The organism is Microbacterium sp. B19 (assembly GCF_000333395.1).
In the GTDB taxonomy this organism is placed as follows: Bacteria; Actinomycetota; Actinomycetes; order Actinomycetales; family Microbacteriaceae; genus Microbacterium.
Window position 1 is genome coordinate 1 of record NZ_BADA01000060.1, and the last position, 17,058, is coordinate 17,058.

Consider the following 17,058-nt stretch of genomic DNA (forward strand, 5'->3'; position numbering starts at 1 on the left):
TCCCCGACGGGTACGCTCTGCGGCTCTCCCTCCCGTGGATCCGCTCGCTCCCCCTCGCCGGTCTCGTCGAGCCCGCGGTGCGGATCGACGGTCGTCCCCTGCCCGCGACGGTCCAGCTCGGCGACCGCCGCGTCGACCCCGCCGCCCTCGAGTCCGAGACCCGGTGGTGGCACGTACAGGACCGCGTCGCCCTGCACGTGACGGATGCCGCGAGTCCTGGCATCCACGAGGTGTCGGTGTCTTTCCGTCTCGAGGTGCCGTACCTCGACGGCGGACCCGACGGGCCCCTCGCCCTTCCCTTCTTCTTCACCCGTGCGCTGGACACCGAGACCCCGACGACGGGCGTCTCGCGCGACGTCGGGAGCGTCGCGTGAGCGCGCTGCCCGCGGGCTGGACGCTGTCGGCGAGCGCGTTCAACCTCACGCCCGAGGTCGTGCGCGCCGAGCGCACGGCGCCCGACCTCGCCCTGACGCTCGTCGAACGCGGCCTCGCCTCCGCGATCGAGGTGGAGCTCGGGCAGCTGTGGCGCGGCTATCCGGCGGCCACGCTCGCCGAGGCCCGCGCCCTGCGCGACCGCCTCGACGCCGCCGGCGGACGCGTGAGCATCGTCGGCGTGAGCATCGACGAGTGGGACGGGCGTCACCGCCGCACCGACGACGAGCGCCTGGCGTTCCTCGAACCGCAGCTGCGCACCTCCGCCGCGCTCGGCGCGCAGGGCGTGCGTCTCCCCCTCGGCCAGGCGGGCGCGCTCCTCGAGCGCGCGTTGCCGCTGCTCGAGGAGCACGACCTCGTGCTGTACGAGGAGGCTCAGGGCCACGGGACTCCCGCCGCGGTACCCGAGGCGTACGCGCGGATCGCGGCGATCGACAGCCAGCGCGTCCGGCTGCTGCTGGACATCAGCATGCTCATGCCGGCGCTCCCCGTGTCCTACCTCGACGCCCTCTCTCGCGGTGGCGTGGACCCGGCTCTCGTGGCGCGCCTGCGCGACCACTGGCGTGAGCCCGAGACCCACGGCGCCGTCATCGACCACCTGCGGTCGGGGCGCGTCCCGGGGCCGGTGCACACGTTGTACATGAACCTGCTCGTCCGCTTCGGGCGCTCGGACATCGCCGATGTGGCATCCGTCCTGCCCCTGCTCGGCGGGGTCCACCTGAAGTTCTGGGATCTCGACGACGCCGACGATCGAATTTCCGACCCGATCCGCGACGTGGGCACCGCCCTCGCCGCGACGGGCTTCACCGGCACGCTCTGCAGCGAGTGGGGCGGCCAGGAGTGGCTCGACGACGACCCGTGGGAGACGACCTCGCGTCATCTCTCGCTGGCCGCCGGTCTCCTCTCCGACCGTCACCCCTCCGAAACGCTGCAGAAAGCGAGCACGCCATGACCGATCGACCCATCAAGTGGAGCTATATGGACCACTGGCGGGCCCAAGGACCCGCCGGACCCTACGACCAATGGCAGTCGCGCCTCGCGATGAAGCGCTTCCTGCAGCAGGTCGCGGCGGTCGGGTTCGACGCGATCGACACGTTCGACTTCCGGATCTGGCAGATCTTCGAGCAGTACGGGTCGGTGGCCAACTACCAGGAGTTCGTGCAGGAGCAGGGCCTCGAGCGGATCGTCAACACGTTCCACGGCGTCTACTACTCCCCCGACCGCTACGCGCCCGAGGTGCCCGCGACGCACGCCACGATCCTCGAGGACTTCCAGCGGACGCTGGACATGTGGTCCGGCATCCAGCTCGACAACATCATCGTGATGCCCGGGTCGCGCTACTTCGACGAGGCCGGCGTGCCCGACGACGGCCTCAAGCACGCGGCCGACATCTGGGGCAAGGTCGGCGAGCTGACGCAGCAGTACGGCGTCAACCTCACCTGCCACCACGAGTTCTACGCCGGCATCCGCACGCGCGACCAGATCGACCGCTTCTACTCGTACGCCGACCCGCGCTACGTGAAGTTCTTCGTCGACACCGCGCAGCACTGCATCGCCGACGTCGACCCGGTCGCCGTGTACGAGAAGCACCACGAGCGCGTGACCGGCTTCCACTTCAAGGACACCCGCCACAAGGACGTCAACGACGACTATCGGATGTTCCCGGATGCCGAGGTCTCGGCGAAGACGACCGAGAAATGGTTCTACGAGATGGGCACCGATGAAGGGCTCGTCGACTTCGAGGCGATGATGCGCTCGGTGCGCGACAACGGGTACACCGGCTGGATCAGCGTCGAGCACGACAAGGCCGACAAGCTCGGCGGCGACTACGCCGAGAGCACCGCGATCTCGCGCTGGTACGCCAAGAACGTGCTGGACGGCATCTACAACGAGAAGGTGGCGTGATGAGCGACGTGCGCTGGGCCTACGCCGTCAACCAGTGGGACACGAACATCGACTCGTTCGTGCGCAAGCGCGAGCACGAGCGCGCGTTCAAGACCGTGTCGATCAGCGGCTTCTCGGGCGTGGAGCTCACCGCCGTGAGCTTCGGCGCGTGGGAGCCGCTCGGGACGCCGCAGCAGATCGCCGACCTCTACGGCTCCCTCGAGGGGTTCCGCGAGGTGCTGTCCGCGTGCGCGCTCGAGGCCGTGAGCAGCTACGTGTACGACCCCTCCGTGGGCTTCGAGGTCGAGATGGGGCGCGGCCCCGACCCGCTGAACCCGGAGTCGGTGGATCAGATCGTGCGCACCGCCCGGTGGTTCGCAGATGCCCTGCGCCGCCTCGGCGGCAGTGTGCTGGTGGTGCGTGCTGCGCCGTCGGCGTGGCAGACGGGCCCGCTCTCCGACGAGCAGATCGGCGTGCTCGCCGACCTGTGGAACACGGTCGGCTCGGCCGTCGCCGCGGACGGCATCGCCCTCGGCCTGCACGTGGACTTCCTCTCCGCGCTGCGTCTGGAGGATGGCATCCATCGTCTGCTCGCCGCCACGGATCCCGCGAAAGTCGGGCTCGCGATCGACACCGCGGAGTACGCGATCGCCGGGATCGACCCGGTCGCGCTGTACCGGCGGTACGCGGACCGCGTCGTGCACGTGCAGCTGAAGGACGCCCGCGAGACCGTGGACGACGCCGAGGCGTCGACGCCGCACGCGGAGCAGTTCATCCGCACGGAGGGCGGTGCGCGCAAGATCCTGCGCTGGTTCTACGAGCCGAGCGACGAGCGCGCGCTGGTCGACTTCGAGGGCTTCGTCAGGGCGCTGGCCGAGCACGGCTACCGGGGCTGGATCGTCGTCGAGTCCGACCAGAGCCCCCACCCCGCCGAGAGCACGATGGTCGCGGGATGGTACGTGCAGAAGGTGCTGCAGCCGCTGCTGGGCTGAGGTTCCGTCCTTCGCGTGAGTCGCCAGGATTTGTCGCCTCGGCATGCCGGAAAGCGACAAATCTTGGCGACTCACGCCCTATGGCACCGCGCTCAGCGGGGCGACAACCCGGCGGCGCGGTAGATCGCGTCGACCGTGCGCATCGTGCCGACGGCACGGCGCGCGTCCAGGATGCTGGGAGCGCCGGTGGTCAGCGCGCCGCGCAGGTGCTCCAGCTGCCGGGCGTAGCTGTTCTCGGCGGGGTCGACCGCGACCTCGCGGAGCACCGCGCCCTCGGGCGAGGTCACGGACAGCGTCGCGCCCCACTGCGGCACGATCACGCTCGTCGCCCGGAGCGACGCGGCGCTCCCGAAGACGCGCACCTCCATCGCGCCGGTGTCGTCGCCGAGGAACGACGCCCGGACCGCGGCCGGGATGCCGGCCGGGAGCCGCAATTCGGCGTCGGTCTGCAGGTCGATGCGGGGGTCGGTGTCGTACGTCCGCGCCGACGCCGAGACCACCTCGGGCTCGCCCCACGCCGCCCGGAGCAGATCGACCGCGTAGCAGCCGACGTCCATCACGGCTCCTCCGGCGAGGTCGCCGTCGAGGCGGATGTTGCCGGGCTTCACGACGAAGTGCGGGATGCTGAAGTCCACTTCGACCCGCTGCACGTCACCGAGGACCCCCGACGCGATCGTGGCGAGGAGGTCCGCGATGAACGGGTGCAGGCGGTAGTGGAAGCCGACGAACGCGCGTCGGCCACTGGCATCCGCCGTGTCCGCGATGGCTGCGGCGGTCGTGCCGTTCGCCGACAGGGGCTTCTCGCACAGAACGTGCTTCCCCGCCTCGAGGGCACGCGTCGCCCACTCGGCGTGGACGATCGGCGGCAGCGCGAGGTAGACGAGCTCGACACGCGGATCGGACAGCACCGCGTCGTAGTCGCCCCACGCGGGGAGGTCGAGCCGGTCGGCGAAGACGCGCGCCCGCTCCGGATCCCGCGCCCCGATGGCCACGACCTCGACGCCGTCGATCGTCCGCGACGGTTCGACCATCGCGCGTTCCGCGATGCCGCCGGCTCCCAGGATGCCGATCCCGATCACGCCCGCACCACCGAGAAACGCGATTCCTCACGAGACACGGCGAGACGCACAGTGTCTCGCAACGAATGGCGTTTATCGCCCGACACGGACCGCCTCACCCCTCGCCGTTGTAGTACGGCCAGGGGTTGATGCGGCGGTCGCCGCGGCGGTCGGGGCCCGTGAGCGTGACCTCGCCGGTCGCGGCCCACTCGACACCGCGCGGGAACATCCGGATGAACTCGATGCGCCGGAACGTGTCGATGTCGTGCCCGATCGTGATCGTGAACGACCGGCCCGCGCCGTACTCGTTGATCCACGCGAGCGGCTGGTCGGTGTTGATGCCCGGCAGCGCCGCGATGCCCTCCGGCGGGATGTCGACGGGGTAATGCGACATCGGCCACACCGGCGCCTTCTCGTACGCCTCGAGGTCGTCGAACGTCGTCAGCAGCACCTGGGCGCCCTCGTACATCTGCACGCCGACGAGGATGTCGTCACCGGTCACGGTCCACGTCTCGTTGATGCCCTCGGTGATGGGATGCCGGGGCTCGGCCGTCCGCAGGAGCGCCTCGCCCCACGGACGTGGGCGCAGTCCCGTCTCCCACGCGCTGAGCTTGGCTCCGCGCATGACGTTGTACTCCTCGGGGTAGCCCCAACGGTCCTCCTGGGCGGCGGAGCCGTGGAACCACACGATGCCCTTGCCTTCGTCGTGCACGAAGCGGAGGATCGCGGCATCCGTCTCCGCCCCGAAGCCGGTCGCGATGTCGTGGTAGCCGTCTCGGCCCTCGAACACGACGATCAGCACGTCGTACTTGTCGATGACGCTCGCCGGCAACCCGCGCGGGTCCTCGACGACGCGGACTCTGAAGCGCCCGGTGTCCTCCAGGAGCGTCGTGATCCACTGATTGTGCAGGCGGAAGCTGCGGTGGGCGTTGTCGTGCTCGGTGGTCATGTGCCCCGAGAGGATCAGAGCGTTCAGCACGTCAGTCCTTGCGCGAGAACGCGGCGTCGAAGAGCTGGTGCGGCGGCGTGATCTCGGCGAGCTTGCGGACGAAGGCGAGGGCCTCGGGGCCGCCGACGAGCCGGTCCATGCCGGCGTCCTCCCACTCCACGCTCGTGGGGCCGTCGTAGCCGATCGCGTTGAGCGCGCGGAACAGCGGTTCCCACGGCACGGCGCCGTGCCCGGTCGAGACGAACGTCCACCCGCGGCGCGGGTTGTCCCACGACAGGTGCGACCCGAGCACGCCGTTGCGGCCGTCGAGGCTGGTCACCGACTCCTTGCAGTGCACGTGGAGAATGTGCTCCGCAAAATCCAGGACGAACGCGACCGAGTCCAGCTGCTGCCACACGAAGTGCGACGGGTCGAAGTTGAAGCCGAAGCTCTTCCGGTGGCCGATGGCCTCCAGGGTCTTCTTCGCCGTCCAGTAGTCGTACGCGATCTCGGACGGGTGCACCTCCAGGGCGAAGCGGACCCCGACCTCCTCGAACACGTCGAGGATCGGGTTCCACCGGTCGGCGAAGTCGCGGTAGCCGGCCTCGATCATCGCCTCGGAGGCCGGCGGGAACATCGCGACGTACTTCCAAATCGACGACCCTGTGAACCCGGTCACCGTCTTCACCCCGAGTTTCGCGGCGAAGCGCGCCGTGTTCTTGAGGTCTTCCGCGGCGCGCTGCCGGACGCCCTCGGCATCCCCGTCGCCCCACACCCGGGCGGGCACGATGTCGTGGTGCCGCTCGTCGATCGGGTCATCGCACACGGCCTGGCCGACGAGGTGGTTCGCGATGGTCCAGACCTTCAGGCCGTTGCGCTCGAGGATGTCGAGACGCGACTGCACGTACTCGGCGTCGTCCCAGCGCGAGACGTCGATGTGGTCGCCCCAGCAGGCGATCTCGAGGCCGTCGTAGCCCCACTCGCCCGCGAGACGCGCGACCTCTTCGAAGGGCAGGTCGGCCCACTGGCCGGTGAACAGGGTGATCGGGCGTGCCATGACGAAACCTTTCAGGAGACCGGAACGGGGGATGCCACGCTCGTCCACGCGGCGGCCGCGGCGGAGCTGCGCTCGACCGCGTCGAGGACCCGCTGCACCGAGAGGCCCTCGGCGAACGACGGGTGCGGGTCGGTCCCGCCGTCGATCGCGGCGACGAGGTCGACGACCTGGTGGGTGAAGCCGTGCTCGTAGCCGAGCATGTGACCGGCGGGCCACCACGCCGCGACGTACGGATGCACGGGTTCGGTGACGAGGATCTGTGTGAAGCCCTGGCACCCCTCGGGGGCCGTGCGGTCGTAGAACCGCAGGCTGTTGAGGTCCTCGAGGTCGAAGGCGAGCGCCCCGCGGTCGCCCGAGACCTCGATGGTGAGGGCGTTCTTGCGGCCGGTCGCGAAGCGCGTCGCCTCGAACGACGCCAGCGCGCCGTTCGACAGGCGCCCGGTGAAGATCGCGGCGTCGTCCACCGTGACCTCGCCGACGCCCTCGCCGGCCGAGCCCGACAGCCCCGACCCGGCGGCCTGCAGCGGACGCTGCTTCACGATCGTCTCGAGCGTCCCGGTGACGCTGTCGACGCCGAGGCCCGTGACGAACTGGGTCATGTCGATGATGTGCGCACCGATGTCGCCGAGCGCCCCCGAACCGGCGTGCTCCTTCTGCAGGCGCCAGGCGAGCGGCATCCCGGGGTCGACGAGCCAGTCCTGCCGGTACGCCGCGCGCACCTGCTGCACCGTGCCCACGGCCCCCTCGGCGATCATGTCGCGCAGCAGCGTCACCGCCGGCACGCGACGGTACGTGAATCCGACCATCGACCGGATGCCACGCGCCCGCGCCCGCTCCGCCGCCTCGGCCATCGCCTCGGCCTCGGCCACGGTGTTCGCCAGCGGCTTCTCGCACAGCACGTGCTTGCCGGCCTCGAGCGCCGCGATCGCGATCTCGGCGTGCGAGTCGCCCGGCGTCACGATGTCGACGATGTCGATGTCGGAGCGTTCGATCACCTCGCGCCAATCGGTGGCCGATTCCGCCCAGCCCCATTTCGCGGCGGCGGATGCCACGGCATCCGCGTTCCGACCGACGACCACCGTCATCTCGACCGGGCGCGCCAGATCGAACACATGCGGCGCCTGCCGCCACCCGACGGAGTGCGCGGCCCCCATGAAGCCGTAGCCGATCATCGCCACGCGCAGGGGCTGGGCGGAGGTCATGCCAGCACCAACTCGCGCTCGACCGGCACGCGGTTCGTGACGTACCGGCCGGGTCCGCCGTCGACGCCCGGCATGATCTGCATGTAGAGCAGACGCATCGTCAGGACGACCTCGACGGTGATCTTCTCTCCCGCCGCGGGCGGCGTGTCGAGGTGGATCAGCACGTCGGGGCGGTCGGCGACGAACCACAGGGTGTCGGACTGCTCCGGCAGCTCCTCGACGCGGTACTCACGGCCCTCGAGCGAGAACCGGAGGTCCTCGGTCGGGACCGCGACACCGTTCACCGAGGCGGCGACGCCGTCGACGGCCGACAGCCAGAGGCTCCGGTACCACGGCAGCTGCACCGAGACGGCGAGCCCGTCGTCGGTACGACGGACGTCCTTCTCGGCGAAGAGCGAGTTGTGGGTGGCCACGGGGACTCCTAGGCGAAGGTGTCGACGAAGTGCTCGTGCGCGACCGGGGGCACGGGCTCGAGCTTCTGCGTCGTCTCGGGGCTGTACGGGTGGTTCTTCGACGGCACCGGCTCGTCGGCCGGGGGCATGAAGACCGGCTTGCCGTCGTCGCCGAAGTACATCAGGTCGAGGTCGAACGCGCCCTGGTTCTTCAGGCCGAAGCTGACCCAGTTCTCCTCGAAGGGGGCACGGGCGAGCTCGTAGCAGCGGAACTTCCAGAACTTCCACTCGCCGTCCTGCTTGAGGAAGTCGATGGCGTACTTGCACCACACCCAGTGCGCCCAGACCTTCTTGCCGAGCACCTCGTCGGGCGAGTACATGTCGGGGAACTCCTCGGCGACCTTGGGGTCGGTCAGGCCCGACTCGGTGCCGGCCATGAGCCAGACGCCCTTGGCCGTCTTGCCGTCGGCGGCGACCTCGATCACGGGGGTGTTGGTGGTGTGGAGGATGAGCTTGCCCTCGGGGTGGGGGCGCCCGCGGTGGTAGTCGGTCACGCTCTGCCACGTCGTGTACTGACCGGCGTTGGTGTACCGCGCGCGGATGCCCTCGGTGCCCTCCTTCACCCACATCGGGATGATCTGCTCGTCCTCGAACGCGTTGTGCAGGAACATGTAGCGGTTGAACAGGTTCTCGACCTGTCCGCGGTCCTCGGCGCGCTGCGCGAGGGACTGGGCGGCCTCGACCTGCTCGCGCAGGCGCGCGATCTCGGCGACGAGGTCCGAGATGGATGCCTCGGTGGTGGTGTTCGACACGGGTACTCCTTCGTTGGTGATGGGTGTCAGGCCGGCTGGCGCGCGGCGACGGTTTCTTCGATGGCGGTGCGCATGAGGGCGTGCTGCTTCTTGACGAGGTCGATCGGGTCGCTCTCGCCGAGGTCGCTGAAGGCGTGGCCCTCCCACTCGCTGGAGAGGTAGCCCTGGTATCCGCCCTCGACGAATTGCTTCACGATGCGCGGAATGTCCATGGCGGGCTCCTGGCCGTCGGCCCCGATGTCGTAGAACTTCGCGTGGACGTGGAAGATCTGCGGCATGATGTCGAGCCACTCCTCCGGCGCCACCAGCCCGTGCATGTTGAACGCGAGGCGCGTGAACGGCCCGAAACGCAGCGGGTCGACACCCTCTCCCGAGAGGTAGTCCTCGAACTTCTGGTTGCGCACGTGCATGGGGGTCGGCTCGTGCCAGATCTCGTCCATAACGGGGAAGTGCTTCTCGTCCATGCCCATCTGGCCGAGCGTGCGCAGCAGCGTCGGGGAGAGGGAGTGCATGGTCGAGGAGAAGTCGGCGGTGAAGCCGAGGCGGTCGCTGCCGAGCTCCTCGTACACCTCGCGGATCTCGAGCACCTTCGGGTCGTTCGGGCCGGAGGGCGCGTGGATCTCGTAGCCCAGCTTCTGGTCGTACTTCTCGGCGAGGGGCAGCAGGCGGCGGAGCAGTTCCTTGCCGGCCGAACGGATGACGACTCGCTTGAAGCCGAGCGTGTGCGCCGACTTCAGCTGGCGTGCGAAGAAGTCGTGCTCCTCGTCGGGCGTCATGTCGCGGTCCTTGCGGCGCCCCATGTCGAGGTTGGTGCCGACCGCGCTGGCCTCGAGGCCGTACTTCTCCAGCGAGTCGAACCACAGCTTCACGAAGTCGTCGTCCACGTCGGGGTACGACCGCAGCAGCTGCGCGAAGTTGAACTCCACGCCCGGGCCGATGCCCTGGTCGTGCACCTCGCGGATCAGCGTCTCGGGGGTGTACAGCCCCGCGGCGAACTCGCTCGTCATCGAGTAGAGGGTGGTCCCGAGCTGGATGCCGGTCCCGGCGATGCCGTCCGTCATGGCGGTGTCCTTTCGGGGGTCAGGCGCGCACGGCGTGCGACAGGTGGGCGTCGATGGCGCGCCGGGCCTCGGCGGCATCCGTGATCATCCGGGAGCCGGCGGCCTCGGCGGCCGTGCGCTGGATCGCCTGCTCGGCGCGGATGATCTCGAACGGGCTCTGCCAGTGGTTCCAGTGCCAGCCCTCGTACTCGCTCGAGACCGCGCCGCTGTAGCCGTTGTCGACGAGCAGCGTGATGAGGTCGGCGACGGGGACCGAGGGTTCCTGGCCGTTCTCGTCGATGCCGAAGAACTTGCCGTGCACGTGACGCACCCACGGCATGATCTCGAGCCAGTCGTCGACCCGCGCCGGGCCGAAGAGGCCCGTGCCGTTGATGCCGAGATCGATCCCGAGGTCGGGACGGCCGAACTGGTGCGAGAGGCCGATGAACCGGCCGAACCGCTGGCCGTGGTCGGCCTGGTCGGCGGGCGGGCCCTGCTCGTAGTACTCGTCCCACAGGGCGACGACGGCGGCGAGCAGCTCCTCCGACGCGCCGCGGCGTCGGTACGCCTCGAGGAGCGAAGGCGCGAAGCCGGTGACCGTGGCGCCCCAGTCCATCGTGAAGCCGAGGAACGGCGACCCGACCTGCTCGTAGCGGTCGCGGAGCGCGAGGATCCGCGGGTGCGAGGCGTACTGGTCGGCGTGGACCTCGAGCGCCAGGGTCACGCCGTACTCCTCGGCGATGGGCGCGAGAGCCTCCATCGAGTCCGGCGTGAGCGAGATCTGCACGCGGGCGATCGGGAAACCGAGCTTCGCCGCCGCCGCGATCTGGCGGCGCATGTAGGCGATGAGCTCGTCCTGGTCCATGAGCTTGTCCGGCCGCAGACCGATGTCGGCGTTGACCGCGAGCGAGGTGCGGACCAGGCCGACCTCGTCGATCAGGTCGGAGAAGCGTCCGGCGAAGTGGTCGTCGATCTCGGGGAAGCCGCGGAAGCTGGAGAACCCGATGATCTCGAGGCCCGGCCCGAAGCCCTCGGCCGCGGTCTTGCGGATGAGCTGGTCGAGGTCGTACTCACGCCCGTGGAACGCGCGGGTGAAGCTGTACAGCGTGACGCCCTGGATGGGCGTGCCCTTCGCCGCGGTCATGCGAGCGCCTCCTCGGCCTGACGGACCGTCATCGTCTTGGTGTCGTGCTCCTCGATGTGGAGCACCTGGTCGTCGGCGATGATGATGTACGGGATGTAGAGCTCGAGGTCGACGCGGACCTCGTGCTCGCCGGCGTCCACCTCCAGGTCGCCCGAGAGCACGGCGGAGTCGGTGGGGAACCACCACTGCTCGGTGTTCGTCTTCATCTCGGCGAACGTGAACTCCGCGCCGTTCATCTGCCAGCGCAGCGTCTCGGCCGGAGCCTCGGCGCCGTCGATCGTGAGCTTCGCGGCGGAGATGCAGGATGCCGGGAGCGCGCGGTACCAGGGAAGGCGGACTTCGACGGCCGCCCGTCCGTCGCGGACGCTCAGCGTGCCCTGTTCGATGATGCGATCCGGGATCACCGCGACCTCCTCGTCGGTGCGGCCGAAGCCGCAGACCTCTTTGTCTTGATTTCTACAGTCTAATGTCGGTTTCCTGCATAAGCAAGGAATCAGACGAGGGATGCCACGATCGCGCGCGCCCCGCGGACCGCCAGCGCCACGGACGTCAACGTCGGATTGCACGCCGTCGCGGTGGGGATGACGCCGTTCCCGGCGACGAACAGACCCGGGACGCCCCAGACCTGGCTGTCGACGTCGCACACGCTCGTCCCGTCGTCCTCGGTCCCCATGCGCGTGGTGCCCTGGTAGTGCAGCGACGAGCCGAGCGGCAGGGTGAAGGGCCGGTCGCCGACCGGGTCGCCGACCGCCTCGGCCAGACGCGTGATCTCCGCGCGGGCGCGTTCGATCACCTCGTGGTCGCGATCGGTGAGGACGTAGTGGATGCGGGGAGCCGGCATCCCGTACCCGTCCACGTGCGCGTCGTCGAACTCGACCCGGTCGTCGGCCCGCAGGTCCTTCGCGCAGAAGAGGCCGAGACCGACGATCGACCCGGGGACGACCGGGTCGTCCTCGGCGAGCGCGATCGGCGAGGCGTCGAGCTGCATGATCTGGCCGTGGAACGGCACGGCGTCGGTGAAGGGCACCCAGCTGACGCCGCTGTACTCGGCGAGCCCCGTCGTCGGGGAGTCGTCCCCGAGCGGGGCGACGTCGCGCAGGCGCGAGGCGTAGACGACCTGGGACTGGTCGTTGAGATAGCGCCCGAGGGCGGCCGGGCGGACGCCCGACGCCCACAGCAGCTGGGGGGTGCGCAGTGCGTCGGCGGCGACGACGACCGCCCGCGCGGCGATCTCGTGTTCCTCGCCCGACCGGAGGTCGCGCACGACCACCCCCGCGGCGCGGCCGTCGGCGAGCACCACCGAGGTCACGAGCGACTCGTCGAGGAGCGTGAAGGCCGGGTTCGCCCGCGTTACGTCCCCCAGGACGACGTCCGAGCCCGACCACACGAGACGGCCGTCGTCGCGCCGGTGCACGGCGAGTGGCATCCGCTGCACCTTCGTCGCCTCGGTACGGCCGGCGTCGACCGCGGCCGCGAGACGCTCGCGCACGATCTCCCCGAACGGGGCGGAATCGAAGGCGTTCCGCGTGACTCCGAGGAGACGCTCCGCCTCGACGAGGAGCTCGTCCATGTCGGGGAGGAACGCGATGCGCTCGCTCTCGTTCGGCCACGGGCACGCGCCGGTCCAGTGGGCGGCCATGCCGCCGACGTTGCTCGACATCGCCGCGACCGGCAGGCCGTCCTCGCCCTCGAAGACGTAACCGTCGTCGAGCAGGAACGTTCCGGGACGCGCCCCGCGCACCCCGGCCTTGGCGGCACCGGGGCTGGCGACCTTCTCGCCGCGCTCCCCCGGGCCCTCGGACGCCACCTGCGCGCGCGTGCGCTCGGCCGGCTCGGCGATGTTCTTGACGTGCGCGCCGGGCGGGTCGGACACGGTCGGGCCCACCTCGAACATCGCGACGGTCAGGCCGGGTGCGCGCTCCGAGAGCACGCGGGCGTACGCGGCGCCCGTCGGGCCGCTACCGACGATCGCGACGTCGACCGATTCCGGGTACTCGCGCGCGCTCATGCCGTCCGCCCCAGCTCGACGATGTGGGCGACGGATGCCGCGGACTCGGTGGTCGGGTAGTACTCCAGGCCGATCGGCCCGTCGTAGCCGCTCGCGCGCAGGAGGCGGAAACGCTCGGCCCAGTCGAGGTCGCCCGTCCCCGGCTCCCCGCGCCCGGGGGCGTCGGCGAGCTGCACGTACTTGACGAGGTCGCCCGCGTTCGCGAGCTCCGCCTCCATGTCCTCGCCCTCGACGGCCGAGTGGTAGATGTCGTAGAGCACGCCGAACTGCGGCGAGTCGACGCCGCGCGCGACATAGACGGCCTCCGACGTCCGGTCGAGCAGCGACCCCGGGTGGTCCACGCGGACGTTCACGGGCTCGAGCACGAGCGTCACGCCCGAGCCGTCGATCTGCGCGACGGCCTTCCGGTAGATCTCGATCAGCTTGTCGAGCTGCACCTGGCGCTTCCAGCCGCCGAAGCCCGTGCCGCTGCCGACGACGATGCGCGGGCAGCCCAGGTCCTGGGCGATCGCGACACCCTCGTCGAGCTTGCGGTAGAACTCCGAGTGGTCCCACGGCGGGATCATGAACTGGGTCCGCGGCTCGGCGAGCTGCGCGGTGAGCTGCGTACCGGTCTCCTCCAGCGCGGCTTTGAGGGCCGGGAGGTCCTTCGGGGTCGCGGGCGCGTCGACGCCGGTCGGCCCCCAGAACTCGACGGCGTCGAAGCCGGCGGCGGCCGCCGCGCGCACGCGGTCGTGGTAGTCGCCGGCCTCGGTGAAGAGCAGTTCGATGTTCGGAGCGAGCTGGTACATGGGGGTCCTTTCGTTGTGCGGGCGCGACGACCGACGGATGCCAGGGGTCCTGGCATCCATCGGGGTGCGCCCTAGCCCTTGAGGCCGCCGGCGAAGCCCTGGATGAAGCGCTTCTGCGCGAAGAGGTAGAAGGCGAGGATCGGCACCATCGAGACGATGACGATCGCGAAGATCTGGTTCCAGGCCGACACCAGCGAGCCGATGTAGTAGTACATGGCGACCGGAAGGGTCTGGTTGGCGGAGCCGCCGAGGAAGATCAGCGACGTGAAGAAGTCGTTCCACACGATGAGGCCCGCGAGGATCGCGACCGTGCCGGTGGCCGGCGACATGAGCGGCAGGACGATCCGGAAGAAGATCTGCGTGCGGTTCGCCCCATCGATGGTGGCCGCCTCTTCGTATTCGGTGCCGAGCCCGCGGAAGAATCCGGCGTAGAGGAAGATCGCCAGCGGGAGCAGCATCCCCGTGTAGAGGATGATCATGCCCCAGGCCGAGCCGGTGAGTCCGAGCGAGCGGGCTCCGATGTAGAGCGGCACGGTGCCCAGCTGCGTGGGCAGCACGATCGCGACGAGGAACAGGTAGTAGACGGCGCGGCTCCAGCGGCGGGTGCTGCGGGCGATGACGTATCCGGTCAGCGACCCGAGGAGCACCATCAGGACGATGCTGCCGGCGGTGATCACGATGCTGTTGACGAGACCCATCACGACGTTGGAATTGCCGGTGGCCGTGAGGACCTTGATGAAGTTGCCGAAGTCGGGGGCGGCCGGGGGCGCCAGGGTCGACGACGTGATGACCTCGCGGTCGGACTTCAGCGCCGTCGTGATGAGGAAGTAGAACGGCAGGAGGAACACCAGCGCGAGGAGCCAGAAGCCGAACTCGCGGAGCGCGGTGAGCTTGGTGTAGCGGAACATGTCAGGACTCCTCGGAACGACCGGCGGTCACGCGCTGCTGCACGACGGCGAAGACCAGGATGATGAGCGTCAGCAGCAGCGCGAGCGCTGCGCCGTAGCCGAAGTTGCCGAGGGCGAACGACTGCTTGTACACCTGCGTCGCCAGCGTCTCGGTGGCCGCGGCGGGACCGCCGCCGGTCAGGGCCATGATCTGGTCGAAGACGCGCAGGCCGTTGACGAGGCCGAGGGTCGTGGCGATCGCGACGGCGGGGCGGATGGACGGCAGGGTCACGTGCCAGAAGCGCTGCCAGAGGTTGGCGCCGTCGATGGCCGCGGCCTCTTCGATCTCGACCGGCACCGCGGCCAGGCCCGCCATGTAGATGACCATCGCGAAGCCGATGTTCTGCCACACCAGCACGATCAGCACGGTCCAGATCGCCCACGTCGGGTCGGCGACCCACGCGCGGGCCACGTTGCCGAGGCCCATCCCGCGCAGCGCGATGTTGAGCGGACCGTTGTAGTCGAAGATGAACTTCCAGATGTACGAGGTCGCCAGGGGGCTGAGCACCACCGGCATGAAGAAGAGGGTCCGCAGCACGTAGCGGGATTTGAGACCGCGGTTCAGGCCGAGCGCGAAGGCCAGGCCCAGGATGTTGCTGAGGATCACGGAGCCGAAGGCGAGGAACAGCGTGTTCCCCAGGGCGCCGAGCTTGGTGGGGTCCTGGAAGATCTTGACGAAGTTGTCGAGGCCGATCAGCTGGAAGGCGCCGATGCCGGTCCAGTTCGTGAAGGCGAAGAAGCCGCCGACGCTCGTGGCGACGTAGTGGATGCCGATGACGAAGAGGATGCCGGGGAGGGCCCACCACCAGTGGCCGAACTTCAGCAGTCCGGGGCGTCGCGGAGCCGGCGCGCGGCGCCGTCCCCGGCGCGGCAGCACCACGCGTTCGGTCTCGGTCCGAGCAGCCTCGCTCGGTCGAAGGGTTGTGCTCATGACGTCCTCGTCTCCGTGGGGAAGGGTGCGGCTCCGCCGCCCGGGTACTCACAGGTCCCGGGCGGCGGAGGAGGTCAGTTGCCCCAGGCGGCGTCCATGCTCTGGAGCACCTGGTCGATGGTCGTCTGACCGGTGAGCAGTCCCTGGCCGCCGGTCTGCAGCGCCTCGTAGACCGAGGGGTTGGGCCAGATGTTGTTCGGCAGCGGCGTGTACTGCTTGTTCTTCAGCAGGTCGGCCACGGGGGCGTAGATGGTGCCGCTGAGGTCGAGCTTGTCGAAGGCCGACACCGGCAGCTCGCCGGAGAGCTCGTAGTAGCGCTGCTGCTGCTCGGGCTCGGCCATCCAGGCGAGGAAGTCTTCCGCGGCCTGCTTGTTCTTCGCCTTGGCGTTGATCGACAGGGTGTAGTTCGAGCTGCCGAGGACCATGGGCTTGCCGCTCTTGGCCGGGAAGGGCTCGACGGCGAACTCGGCCTCCGGCGGCGCCGCCTTGGAGATCTCGACCGCGGCACCGGACGGGATGAAGCTGCCGACCGAGGTGCCCTGCGCGAGGCCGTTGGTGATGGCGTCGAAGCCACCGCCCTCGGCACCGGGCTGGAAGCAGCCGGCGTCCTTGAGGTCGACGAAGGTCTGGAGGGTGTCCTTCCAGCCCTGGCTGCCGGCGAAGGTCACCTTGCCGTCGGCGCGCTGCTGGTTCCAGTCGGGCGTGGACGAGTAGACACGGGTCGCCGAGATGCCCTGGATGGTGAGACCCACGTTGGGGCCGGCGGCGCCGGCGAGAGCGAGGAGCGAGGCACCCTGACCCTGCATCGACGAGCACGCCGCGGTGAACTCGCTCATCGTGGTCGGGAAGTCGGTGAGGCCCTTCATCTTGGCGGTGCCGAGGCTCGCGACGATGGCGCCGATCGTGAAGTCGAGGGGCTGGCCGTAGATCTTGCCGTCGACGGTGTAGACCGACTCGCTGCCCGGGATGATGAGGTTCTTCGCGGTGTCGCCGAGCGGCTCGAGGAAGCCGGCCTCCGCGAGCGGGAGGATGCTGCGGGCGTCGCCCGAGCCGGGCGTGGTCTGGATGACGTCCGAGGCGTTGCCGGCCTGCAGCTGCGTGCGGATCGTCTCGCCGTACTTGTCGTTCGGCGTGGGGTTCGTGGTGATCGTGACGCCCTCGTGCGACTGCTGGTATTCGTTGGCCAGCGTCTGGTACGGGCTCTCGAGGTTGTTCGAGGTGGCGAACGTGAAGGTGAAGGACTTCCCGTCTCCCGAGCCGGCGTCCCCACCGCCGGAGCCGGAGCATCCGGCGAGGACCAGGGCGGCGGTTGCGGGGAGAGCGAGGAGACTTACGAGCCGCGTGACGCGACGGCGGGGTTGAGTCATGGCCAGCCTTTCTGACGACGTTGTCGGCGGCCCCTTCGGTGGAGCGCCTGTGCTGTGTTCCTCAGTATTAGAC

The 17,058-nt window shown here is 69.6% G+C and carries 18 protein-coding genes; 4 read left to right on the forward strand and 14 right to left on the reverse strand.

Translation table 11 applies throughout. The annotated features are described in order from the left end of the window. The 4 genes from I5G_RS02105 to I5G_RS02120 form a co-directional block, all read left to right on the forward strand. Positions 1-374: hypothetical protein (locus tag I5G_RS02105; protein WP_022877576.1), on the forward strand; the 374-nt coding region annotated here is incomplete at its 5' end. Further along, a complete protein-coding gene (locus I5G_RS02110; RefSeq protein WP_022877577.1) occupies positions 371-1,384 on the forward strand; it encodes a restriction endonuclease subunit R in 1,014 nt (337 codons plus the stop codon). The genes I5G_RS02105 and I5G_RS02110, both read left to right, overlap by 4 nt. Then, entirely contained in the window at positions 1,381-2,337 is a 957-nt protein-coding gene (locus I5G_RS02115) for a sugar phosphate isomerase/epimerase (protein ID WP_022877578.1), read from the forward strand. The genes I5G_RS02110 and I5G_RS02115 overlap by 4 nt, the downstream gene beginning before the upstream one ends. Then, positions 2,337-3,308 carry a sugar phosphate isomerase/epimerase gene (locus I5G_RS02120; RefSeq protein ID WP_022877579.1) on the forward strand — a complete coding sequence of 324 codons (972 nt, stop codon included), beginning with the start codon at positions 2,337-2,339 and terminating at the stop codon, positions 3,306-3,308. The genes I5G_RS02115 and I5G_RS02120 overlap by 1 nt, the downstream gene beginning before the upstream one ends. A gap of 92 nt (positions 3,309-3,400) precedes the next feature. On the opposite strand, the gene I5G_RS02125 is transcribed toward I5G_RS02120, so the two are convergent. From I5G_RS02125 to I5G_RS02190, 14 genes are all read right to left on the reverse strand, one after another. Beyond that, a complete protein-coding gene (locus tag I5G_RS02125) occupies positions 3,401-4,387 on the reverse strand; it encodes a Gfo/Idh/MocA family protein (RefSeq protein ID WP_022877580.1) in 987 nt (328 codons plus the stop codon). Between the two features lie 94 nt (positions 4,388-4,481). Next, the gene (locus I5G_RS02130) at positions 4,482-5,345 is read right to left on the reverse strand and encodes a ThuA domain-containing protein (protein WP_022877581.1); all 864 of its coding nucleotides are present in this window, start codon (positions 5,343-5,345) and stop codon (positions 4,482-4,484) included. 1 nt (position 5,346) lies between these two features. After that, entirely contained in the window at positions 5,347-6,351 is a 1,005-nt protein-coding gene (locus I5G_RS02135; protein ID WP_026095584.1) for a sugar phosphate isomerase/epimerase, read from the reverse strand. An 11-nt stretch (positions 6,352-6,362) separates the two neighbouring features. Beyond that, complete coding sequence (locus I5G_RS02140) at positions 6,363-7,553, reverse strand: Gfo/Idh/MocA family protein (RefSeq protein ID WP_022877583.1); 1,191 nt, start codon at positions 7,551-7,553, stop codon at positions 6,363-6,365. After that, a complete protein-coding gene (locus tag I5G_RS02145) occupies positions 7,550-7,966 on the reverse strand; it encodes a DUF6379 domain-containing protein (RefSeq protein WP_022877584.1) in 417 nt (138 codons plus the stop codon). The genes I5G_RS02140 and I5G_RS02145 overlap by 4 nt, the downstream gene beginning before the upstream one ends. Positions 7,967-7,974: 8 nt before the next feature. Further along, the gene (locus I5G_RS02150; RefSeq protein WP_022877585.1) at positions 7,975-8,757 is read right to left on the reverse strand and encodes a nuclear transport factor 2 family protein; all 783 of its coding nucleotides are present in this window, start codon (positions 8,755-8,757) and stop codon (positions 7,975-7,977) included. 26 nt (positions 8,758-8,783) lie between these two features. After that, a complete protein-coding gene (locus I5G_RS02155) occupies positions 8,784-9,818 on the reverse strand; it encodes a sugar phosphate isomerase/epimerase (protein WP_022877586.1) in 1,035 nt (344 codons plus the stop codon). Positions 9,819-9,837: 19 nt separating this feature from the next. Then, positions 9,838-10,941, reverse strand: coding sequence for a sugar phosphate isomerase/epimerase (locus tag I5G_RS02160; protein WP_022877587.1), 1,104 nt, complete (start codon positions 10,939-10,941; stop codon positions 9,838-9,840). Then, positions 10,938-11,345, reverse strand: a complete 408-nt coding sequence (locus tag I5G_RS02165) for a DUF6379 domain-containing protein (RefSeq protein WP_022877588.1) — start codon at positions 11,343-11,345, stop codon at positions 10,938-10,940. The genes I5G_RS02160 and I5G_RS02165 overlap by 4 nt, the downstream gene beginning before the upstream one ends. 89 nt (positions 11,346-11,434) lie before the next feature. Next, complete coding sequence (locus I5G_RS02170; protein ID WP_022877589.1) at positions 11,435-12,949, reverse strand: GMC oxidoreductase; 1,515 nt, start codon at positions 12,947-12,949, stop codon at positions 11,435-11,437. Then, on the reverse strand, positions 12,946-13,740 hold the full coding sequence (locus tag I5G_RS02175) for a TIM barrel protein (RefSeq protein ID WP_022877590.1): 795 nt from the start codon (positions 13,738-13,740) through the stop codon (positions 12,946-12,948). The genes I5G_RS02170 and I5G_RS02175 overlap by 4 nt, the downstream gene beginning before the upstream one ends. A 71-nt stretch (positions 13,741-13,811) precedes the next feature. Further along, entirely contained in the window at positions 13,812-14,648 is an 837-nt protein-coding gene (locus I5G_RS02180) for a carbohydrate ABC transporter permease (protein ID WP_022877591.1), read from the reverse strand. Between the two features lies 1 nt (position 14,649). After that, positions 14,650-15,618 (reverse strand): carbohydrate ABC transporter permease, encoded by a 969-nt coding sequence (locus I5G_RS02185; RefSeq protein WP_022877592.1) that lies wholly within the window; start codon positions 15,616-15,618, stop codon positions 14,650-14,652. Positions 15,619-15,692: 74 nt separating this feature from the next. Continuing rightward, positions 15,693-16,985, reverse strand: coding sequence for an extracellular solute-binding protein (locus I5G_RS02190; RefSeq protein ID WP_022877593.1), 1,293 nt, complete (start codon positions 16,983-16,985; stop codon positions 15,693-15,695). Between the last annotated feature and the right edge of the window lie 73 nt (positions 16,986-17,058).